We start from the raw sequence: 8,713 nt of genomic DNA on the forward strand, positions 1-8,713 counted from the left end.
CCCCCCCCCCCCCCCCCCCCCCCCCCCCCCCCCCCCCCCCCCCCCCCCCCCCCCCCCCCCCCCCCCCCCCCCCCCCCCCCCCCCCCCCCGCCGCCCCGGCCTACCCCGCCGAGGCCGCCTGGACGCCCTGGAGGGCGGACACCAGGGCGTCGACGTCCTGCACGGTGTTGTACAGGGCCAGCGAGGCCCGCACCGCGCTCTGCAGGCCGAAGGCGGCGAGCGCCGGCTGCGCGCAGTGGTGCCCGGCGCGCACCGCGATGCCTTGCTGGTCGAGCGCCCCGGCCAGGGCCATCGGGTCGGTGCCGGCGAGCAGGAAGGTCAGCACCCCGATCTTCTCCGGCGCGTCGCCGATCAGGCGCAGCCCGGGGACGGTCGCCAGCGCGCCCATGGCGTACGCGGTGAGCTGTTCCTCGTACGCGGTGGCGGCCTGGCGGTCCAGCCCGGCCAGGTACCGCAGCGCCGCCCGCAGGCCGGCCACCCCGCCGATGTGGCCGGTGCCCGCCTCCAGCCGGTGCGGTACGGGCGCGTAGGAGGTCTCCTCGAAACCCACCGAGTCGATCATGTTGCCGCCGCCCTGCCACGGGGGCATGGCCTCCAGCAGCTCGCGCTTGCCGAAGAGCACGCCGATGCCGGTCGGGGCGAAGATCTTGTGCCCCGAGAAGGCGTAGAAGTCGGCGTCCAGCGCGGTGACGTCCACCGGGAAGTGGCTCACCGCCTGTGCGCCGTCCACCAGGACCTTGGCGCCGTACCGGTGCGCCAGCGCGGTCATCTCGGCCACCGGCGGGACCGTTCCCAGCACGTTCGAGGCGTGGGTGAGCGCGACGAGCTTCGTCCGCGACCCGAGCAGGTCCCGGTAGGCGTCCTGGTCGAGCTGCCCGTCGGGGAGCAGCGGGATCGGCCGGATCCGGGCCCGGCGCTCCTTGGCGATCAGCTGCCAGGGCACCAGGTTGGAGTGGTGCTCGGCCGCCGAGACCAGGATCTCGTCGCCCACGCCGAGGTTGGCGCGGCCCCAGGACTGTGCCACCAGGTTGACGGCCTCGGTGGTGCCCCGGACGAAGACGATCTCGCCGGCGTCCTGGGTGCCGAGCAGCTTGGCGGCCTCCTCGCGGCCCTCCTCGTAGACCTGGGTCGCCTGCTTGGCGAGGGTGTGTGCACCGCGGTGGACGTTGGAGGTGCCCATCGAGTAGTGCTCGGCGACCGCCTCGGCCACCTGGCGCGGCTTGAGGGTGGTGGCCCCGTTGTCGAGCCAGACCAGCGGGTGGCCGTTCACCTCCCGGTGCAGCTGGGGGAAGTCCCGCCGGACGGCCTCGACGTCGAACCCGCCCGGCGGTGCGGAGGGCGGGGTGGCGGGGTCGGCCCGGGCCGCCTGGTCCGGCTGCTGCGGCAGCCAGTACCGCGGACCGCCCGCCGCGTGGGCGAGCGCTGCGGGCAGCGGGACCGGGCCGGGTACCAGGCCGCTTCCCGGGCCCGTCGAGGAGCCGGTGTCGAGCGGCGGTCGACCCACTCCGGTGACCCCGGTACCGCGCCCGAATCCGTCAGGAGTAGTCATGGTAGTTCGACACCTCGACGTTCTGGAGCACCGCGATGGCGTCGTCCACCAGCGCGGCGGCCGAGAAGTAGCTGGTGACCAGGTACGAGGTGATGGCCTGCCGGTCCACGCCCATCGCCCGCACCGAGAGGCCCGGCTCCACCTCGTCCGGGACCTTCGACGGGCGCAGGCCCACCACGCCCTGACGGTCCTCGCCGACCCGCATCAGCAGGATGTTCGTGGTGCCGGGCGCCGAGGTGGCCGAGCCCTTCAGGTCGAGCTTGTCGGAGGGCAGCAGCGGGACGCCGCGCCAGGTCAGGAACGGACTGCCGAAGAGTTCCACGATCTGCGGTGGCACCCCGCGCCGGGTGCACTCGCGCCCGAACGCGGCGATCGCCCGCGGGTGGGCGAGGAAGAACGCCGGCTGCTTCCAGACCCGGGCCAGCAGCTCGTCCATGTCGTCCGGGGTCGGCGCGCCCTTGCGGGTGCGCACGCGCTGGTTGGGCACGACGCTGTTGAGCAGCCCGTACTCGGGGTGGTTGAGCATCTCCCACTCCTGGCGCTCGCGCAGCGCCTCGGTGGTCAGCCGCAGCTGGGCCTGGACCTGGTCGATCGAGGAGTTGTAGACGTCCGCGACCCGGGTGTGCACCTTGAGGACGGTTTGCGCGATGCTCAACTCGTACTCGCGGGGGGCCTCTTCGTAGTCCACGAAGGTCTCCGGCAGGTACGGCTCGCCGGAGTGGCCCGAGGTGAGGTCGATCGGGTGCTCGCGGTCGGCGGGCTCCCGGCGGTCGTTACCGAAGGCGTCCAGCTGAGCGCGCAACGACGGCTCACGGTCGGCGAGTTCGACGAGCATCCGGCGGTCGAGGGAGAGCACGGTACACGCGCTGACCGCCTTGACCCGGTAGGGCATCGGGGTGCCGTCGACCCAGGCGGTGGCGTCGAAGAAGTCGCCGTCGCCGAGGACGGCGATCAGGGCGTCCGAACCGTACTCCCCGGTGGCGCGCTGCTCGGCTCGCCCGAACGCGATGAGGTGCAGCTGCTCGGCGGGGGCACCGGCGTCGACGATCAGCTCGCCGGGCGCCACCTCGCGCTCGACGAAGCCGTTGGCGAGGGCGGTGAGCAGCGGGCTGTCCACCTGGCTGAGGAAGGGCAGCTCGCGCAGGTCCTCGGCGATCACCCGGGAGGCGCCGTCGCCGTTGACGTAGGTGCTGATCTGCCCGTCGCCGAGGATGAAGCCCCGGCGGCGGTTGACCCGGTAGACCCCGGCCTCCAGGTCCACCCAGGGCAGGGCGCGCAGCAGGTAGCGGGGGGTGATCCCGAGCATCTGCGGCGCGGTCTTGGTGGTGGTGGCCAGGTTCCTGGCGGCTGAGGTGCTGAGACTCTGCCTGCTCTGCTGACTCTGCTGGACGGTCTCGGTCGTCATGGCTGGCCCCTGTTCTGGTCGGGAGAACTGAGTTGGCGTCAAGTTCGTTGCGGAGGCGGGGATTCGGCCTCGGCCGACCCGCCGCGACGATTGTTCCGGCCGCACCGAGGGGGCGTGAGCGTGTTCGATGAGGGGCCGTGAGGACCGGTGCAAACCATCGGGTGTGCACCGTCGCCAAACTCACCCGATCGTATGAATTTATCTATAAGCAGATGTGAGATGTTCGAAAGTTGATCTTGGAGCTGGCCGGGTCGGGGCCCGTGCCCTCGGCCCGCCACCGGTCCCGGCCCGCGTCGAACATCCCGGCCGGGGCCGACACGCACGGCGCCCCGCCGTTCCTCGACTTGGCGCACGCCGGGCGCTTGGATGGATCCGGCCTGGTCACCGCCCGGACACGACCCCGGGACACGACCCCGGGACACGACCCCGGGCACCCGCCGGCAAGCCGAGGAGCCACCACCGTGAACGACACCCCTGACGCCGTCGACCGGGCCGAACCCGCCGCCGTGGCCGGCCGGATCGCCGAGCGGCGCGAACAACTCGGCCTCAGCGAGGACGACCTCGCCCACCAGGCGGCCATGGCCCCCCGCTACCTCCGCTACCTACTCGAAGCCGGACCGGCCTTCGATCCCGGCGGCTTCGTCCGGATCGCCGCCGCACTCGGCCTCAGCCGCGGCGAACTGCTCGAAGGCCGTGCCGACGCCCCGCCCGGCCAGGGCGGCCCCGGCCCGCACCCGCGGCTGTTCGGCCTGACCGAACCCGAGTGCTGGGAGCTGATCGGCACCCACGGCGTCGGCCGCATCGCCCTGCCGCTCCAGCCGGGCCCGGTCGTCGTCCCCGTCAACTACGTCGTCGACGACGCCGCCATCGCCTACCGCACCACCGAGCGAGGCGCCCCGGCCGAGGGCACCTCGCTCTCCTTCCAGATCGACCACATCGACGAATACCTCGGCCGGGGCTGGAGCGTCCTCCTCCTCGGCACCGCCCACCACGTGCACGACCCCGCCGTCCTGCACCACCTGGCCGGCCTCCCCGGCGCCATCCCCTGGGCCGGCGGCGACCGGACCTGCTGGATCCGGATCAGCCCGGACGAGATCACCGGCCGCCGCCTGGTGAGCGACTGAACGGTTCGTTCCGGTCGCCGGGAATCGCGGTGCTGAGCGGCCGAGTTGGCGGTGTCGAACCCCTGTCGCGGACCGGTCGGCGTGGCTAGCATGAGGCGCCAACCGCAAGGAACACCGGCCCAGGCCCCCTCTTGCGGGTCACGTCGCATCAGCGTGCCCAGGTGTCCCGCGCGCCCGGCGTGATCCAGGAGAGCAGGTCCAACCCCCAAGGGAGGAACCACCCATGAGCGCAGTGGTGACCGAGATCCGCGACGCAGGCCTGCTGGACATCGACGAGGACGCCATCGTCTTCGAGGACGAGCACGACGCGGACCTCGCCCCGGTCGCGTGTCTCGCCGACCCGTGGGTCACCTACGTTCCGACGCGCTTCGAGTGCGCCGTGGACTGCTGACCCGTACCGAGGAAGCGGACCGGGGGAGGGGCGGAGCGATGACCACACCACCCGACCCCGGCTCCGCCGAGGCACTGCGCCGCCGGGTCGCCGACCTGGCGGCCGCCGCGCCCGGCCCGCGCCGCCCGCTGCACACCGACGGGCAGTGGTGGTACCTCCAGGACCCGCGGATGCCGGCGCGCGCCCACGGCTGGAAGCTCCACCTGTCCGCCCGGCAGGGCCAACTCCCGCAGCTACTGGACGCGGTGGTCCCGATCCTGCTGCGCCGCACCTGCGACGCGAAGTTCGCGGCGGGCGCGGCCGTGCTGCGGGAGCTCAACAGCGGGCTGCGCGGCCCCGCGGCCGTGGGCAAGGCCGTCACGGTCTACCCGGACGAGGCGGACCTCGTCGCGCTGGGAACGGAGTTGGCCCGGGCGCTGGCCGGCTGGGCCGGGCCCCGGGTGGTGAGCGACCGCCGGCTCCGGCCGGACGCGCCGGTCTACTACCGCTACGGACTGTTCCGGGTCACGGACGACGGCGCCGACTACGGCATGACCGGCCCGGACGGGTCGGTCTTCCCCGGCCTGGCCGAAGCCCGCTACCGCCAACCGCCCTGGGCGAGCGACCCGTTCACGCCCGTCGCGGCCGCCGCCCGGCCGCCGACCACCCGGGTCGGCGAGGGCCGGTACCGGATCACCGCAGGGATCACCCGCTCGCCGAACGGCCACGTCTACCGCGCGGTCGAACTCGCCACCGGGCGCGAGGTGGTGGTCAAACAGGCCCGTGCCCACGTCGGCGAGGACGGCGCGGGCACCGACGCGCGCGGCCGGCTCCGGCACGAACGCCGGGTGCTCACCGCCCTGGCCGGGGTGCCCGGGGTACCGGTGCTGGTCGACTGCTTCCGGCACGGCGCCGACGAGTACCTGGTCAGCGGCGCGTGCGGGCCGCGCGACCTGCGGCGCGACGTCCTCGCCGCGGGCCCGTACGACCCCGGGCCGGGCACCGGCGGGCGCGACTGGTGGGACCTGGCGCGCGGACTGCTGCGGACCCTGGACGCGGTGCACGCGCGCGGCGTGGTGGTCTGCGACCTGAAACCCGCGAACGTGGTGCTCGGCGCCGCCGGCCGCTGCTCGATGGTCGACTTCGGCGTCAGCGCCCTCGACGGCGCCCGACCGCCCGGGGCCACGGCGGGCTACGGGCTGCCCGGCGCCACCGGGACCGACCCCACCGAGGACTACTACGCGCTGGGCACCACGCTGCACCACGCCCTCACCGGCCTCGACCCGGTGGTGATCGACCCCGACCCGGCGACCAACCGTGACCGCACCCTGGCCTGTCTGCGCGCGGCCCTCCCCGGCCCTTCGGACTCGGCGGATTCCGCGGTGGCCCTGGTCGCGGGCCTGGTGAGCCCGGACGGGGACCGGCGCTCGGCCGCCGCCGCCGGCCTGCGGGGCGGGAGGCCGCTCGGCCGACCCCCGGCACGGCGCTCGGCCGGGCCGCGGCGGGCCCCGCTCGGCGAGGCCGTCGACCACACCGTCGGCACCTGCGTGCGGATGGCCCGCGAGCTGGTCGCCACCGACCCGCGCGCCGCCGAACCCCGCACCCTGCTGTCGCTCTACGACGGGGCCGCCGGCCTCGGCCTCGAACTGCTGGAGCACGCGGACCGCCCCGACGCCCGGGCCGCCGCCACGGCCCTGGCCGACTGGACGGCCGGCCACCCGGCGCTCGACCGCCTCGACGGCTCGCTCTACCAGGGCCGGGCGGGCGCCGACCTGTTCCTCGCCCGGGCCGCCGCCACCCTCGGTACGGAGCCGCCCGGTACGAAGTCCTCGGACCACCGCCACCACGAGCCCGCCGGGGCCGACCAGATCGCCGGGGCGGCCGGGCTCGGCACCGCCCACCTGCTGCTCGCCGCCCTCGGCCGGGACACCGGCCGGCACCTCGCGGCGGCCGGCGCGTGCGCCACGGCACTGACCGCCCGGCCCCTCGACGATCCCGGCGAGGAGCCCAACCCCGGCACCGCCGCCCTCGCCGAGGGTTTCGCGCACGGCCGCGCGGGCATCGCCCACTTCCTCCTCGCCCGGCCCGACGAGGCGTCCCGCCGGACCGCCCGCCGCATCGTCGACGGACTCGCCGCCGACCTTCCCCGCCTCAGCGCGGCCGCCCTGCGGCCCGGGGCGACCCGCCGCTACCTCTCCTGGTGCCGGGGCCTGGCAGGCCTCGGCACGGTCCTCGTCCAGGCCGGAATCCGGTACGGCGACGACACCCTCCTCGCCCTGGCCGCCGACGCGGCCGACACCTGCCGGACGCTCGCCCCGCGCACCGCCCTGGTGGTCCGCTGCTGCGGCCTGGCCGGAGTCGGCGACCTCCTCGTGGACCTCGCCGCGGCCACCGGCGACTCCCGCCACTGGCACGCGGCGGAGCAGCTGGCAGCCCTGCTCCTCACCCGCGCCGGCGGGCCGGCGGGCCGCCCGGTCTTCCCCGGCGGCGACCCGACCGCAGAGTCCCGCGCCTGGGCGGTCGGGACACCCGGAGTGCTGACGTTCCTGCGCCGGCTGTCCCGTCGCGGCGGCCCGGTGCCCGGACTGCTGCCGCTGGCGTGAACCGGCCGAGGTCGGCGATCGGGTCGGACGGGCGGACGTTCTGCGGCCGGTCGACCGAGGCCCGGTGGCCCACCGCTCAGCCGCGGTCGAGGAGTTCGCGGATCCGGGCGGCGACCACGTCGGGCCGCTCGCCCTGGATGAAGTGGCCGGCGGCGACGGTCTCGTAGCGGCCGTCGGGGAGGGTTTCGGTCCAGCGGCGCTGGTGTTCCTGGAGGGCGGGGTGGGTGCGTTCGCCGCCTCGGCGGGGACGGTCGGCGGACAGCAGGACGGTCGGGCAGACGGGGGGTGCCGGGGGTTCGGCGCGCAGCCGGGGGACGGCGGCCGCGACGGCGCGGAACTCGCGGCGGGTCTGGGCGAGGCCGGCCGGGACGAAGTCCTCGGCGAGCATGGTCTCGTAGGTGTCGGTGGGGAAGACCCGGCGGGCGGTGCCGCTGAGCAGACGGGCCACCAGGCGGCTGCGGACCAGGGGTTGGCCGATGGCGAGCGTGCGGTCGACGCGGCGGGCGATCTGGTCGATGGTGTCGAAGGCGGGCGCGGTCTCCGGTGTGGTGTCGACCATCAGGATGCCGCGCAGCCGGGGCGCGAGGCGCTGGTACGCGAGGCGGGCGACCAGGCCGCCCATGCTGTGGGCGACCAGGACGAACCGGCCGGGGGCGACGGCCTCGGCGAGGGCGACCAGGTCGGCCGCCAAGTCGTCGAGGTCGAGGGGGGCGTCGGTGCGGGCGCTGCGGCCGAAGCCGGCGCGGTCGTAGGCGACCAGCCGGGCACGGTCCGCGAGCAGCGGCAGGACCGGGTCCCAGGAGACGCGGCCGAGGCCCTGGCCCGATTCGAAGAGCACGACGTCCGTGCCGTGTCCGGACTCCTCGACGTAGAGCGATCGCCCGTTGACGGTGATGGCCCGCCCGTTCGTCTGGCGCATGGTGCTTCCCCCCTGGGAACCGGCACCCGGGTCGTCTCCCGGGCGCACTGTTTTCATCTTTGATAAAGATAGCGACTGTGAAATCGTGGGGCAATGGACCTCGACGCGGTAGACCTCCTCCTCCACCCGGTGCGCCTGCGTGTGGTGCACGCTCTCGCCGGCGGGCAGGTGCTCACCACGTCGCAGCTGTGCGAGCGGCTGTCCGGCGTGTCGAAGGTGACGGTGTACCGGCACGTCGCGCTGCTCGCCGAGGCCGGCTTCCTGGAGGTCGCCGAGGAGCGCCGGGTGCGCGGCGCCGTCGAGCGGCACTACCGGCTGCGCGAGGACCGTCCGGTCGTGGACGCCGCCGTGGCCGCCACGATGACGCGGGAGGACCACCGCCGGGGCTTCGCCGCCGCGATGGCCGTCCTGATCGCCGAGTTCAACGCCTACCTCGACCGCGAGGACGCCGACCCGGCCGCCCGGGGAGTGGCCTACCGGCAGGGCACGTTCTGGCTCGACCCGGCGGAACTCGCCGAGTTCAGCGGCGAGTTGCGTGCCGTCCTGGAGCCCCGGCTGGCGAACGGGCCGGGGCCGGGCCGGGAGCCGTACCTGCTCAGCCCGATCCTCTTCCCCGCCGCGCCGCCGGCCGCCGGCCCGTCCCCGATGGAGTAACACGAAACGGCGGGGGGGGGGGGGGGGGGGGGGGGGGGGGGGGGGGGAGGGGGCGGGGGGGTGGGGGGGGGGGGGGGGGGGGTTGGGTG

Annotated in this window: 7 protein-coding genes; 4 read left to right on the forward strand and 3 right to left on the reverse strand. The window is 75.2% G+C overall.

Annotation, left to right across the window (positions count from 1 at the left end):
• Positions 1-100 precede the first annotated feature (100 nt).
• A complete protein-coding gene (locus tag AC07BF_RS34895; RefSeq protein WP_400845000.1) occupies positions 101-1,549 on the reverse strand; it encodes a SufS family cysteine desulfurase in 1,449 nt (482 codons plus the stop codon).
• Positions 1,536-2,954, reverse strand: a complete 1,419-nt coding sequence (locus AC07BF_RS34900; protein WP_363633677.1) for a family 2B encapsulin nanocompartment shell protein — start codon at positions 2,952-2,954, stop codon at positions 1,536-1,538. The genes AC07BF_RS34895 and AC07BF_RS34900 overlap by 14 nt, the downstream gene beginning before the upstream one ends.
• Before the next feature lie 461 nt (positions 2,955-3,415).
• On the opposite strand from AC07BF_RS34900, the gene AC07BF_RS34905 reads away from it, so the two are divergent.
• From AC07BF_RS34905 to lanL, 3 genes are all read left to right on the forward strand, one after another.
• Positions 3,416-4,078, forward strand: a complete 663-nt coding sequence (locus AC07BF_RS34905) for a helix-turn-helix domain-containing protein (RefSeq protein ID WP_363589547.1) — start codon at positions 3,416-3,418, stop codon at positions 4,076-4,078.
• 223 nt (positions 4,079-4,301) lie between these two features.
• Positions 4,302-4,469, forward strand: coding sequence for an SflA family class IV lanthipeptide (locus AC07BF_RS34910; protein WP_363589549.1), 168 nt, complete (start codon positions 4,302-4,304; stop codon positions 4,467-4,469).
• A 38-nt stretch (positions 4,470-4,507) separates the two neighbouring features.
• Complete coding sequence (gene lanL, locus AC07BF_RS34915) at positions 4,508-7,051, forward strand: class IV lanthionine synthetase LanL (RefSeq protein WP_478334422.1); 2,544 nt, start codon at positions 4,508-4,510, stop codon at positions 7,049-7,051.
• 76 nt (positions 7,052-7,127) lie between these two features.
• Here the strand turns inward: lanL and AC07BF_RS34920 are convergent, their stop codons facing one another.
• A complete protein-coding gene (locus tag AC07BF_RS34920; protein WP_363589553.1) occupies positions 7,128-7,970 on the reverse strand; it encodes an alpha/beta fold hydrolase in 843 nt (280 codons plus the stop codon).
• 93 nt (positions 7,971-8,063) lie between these two features.
• Between AC07BF_RS34920 and AC07BF_RS34925 the strand changes: the two genes are divergently transcribed.
• Complete coding sequence (locus AC07BF_RS34925) at positions 8,064-8,624, forward strand: helix-turn-helix domain-containing protein (RefSeq protein ID WP_400844994.1); 561 nt, start codon at positions 8,064-8,066, stop codon at positions 8,622-8,624.
• Positions 8,625-8,713 lie beyond the last annotated feature (89 nt).

It is taken from the genome of Kitasatospora sp. NPDC043950, assembly GCF_056435345.1.

What these genes read in the sequence shown, in the direction of transcription:
- AC07BF_RS34895 (WP_400845000.1), bottom strand. Translation starts at nt 1,549, where the DNA reads ATGACTACTCCTGACGGATTCGGGCGCGGTACCGGGGTCACCGGAGTG.
- AC07BF_RS34900 (WP_363633677.1), bottom strand. Translation starts at nt 2,954, where the DNA reads ATGACGACCGAGACCGTCCAGCAGAGTCAGCAGAGCAGGCAGAGTCTC.
- AC07BF_RS34910 (WP_363589549.1), top strand. Translation starts at nt 4,302, where the DNA reads ATGAGCGCAGTGGTGACCGAGATCCGCGACGCAGGCCTGCTGGACATC.
- lanL (WP_478334422.1), top strand. Translation starts at nt 4,508, where the DNA reads ATGACCACACCACCCGACCCCGGCTCCGCCGAGGCACTGCGCCGCCGG.
- AC07BF_RS34920 (WP_363589553.1), bottom strand. Translation starts at nt 7,970, where the DNA reads ATGCGCCAGACGAACGGGCGGGCCATCACCGTCAACGGGCGATCGCTC.
- AC07BF_RS34925 (WP_400844994.1), top strand. Translation starts at nt 8,064, where the DNA reads ATGGACCTCGACGCGGTAGACCTCCTCCTCCACCCGGTGCGCCTGCGT.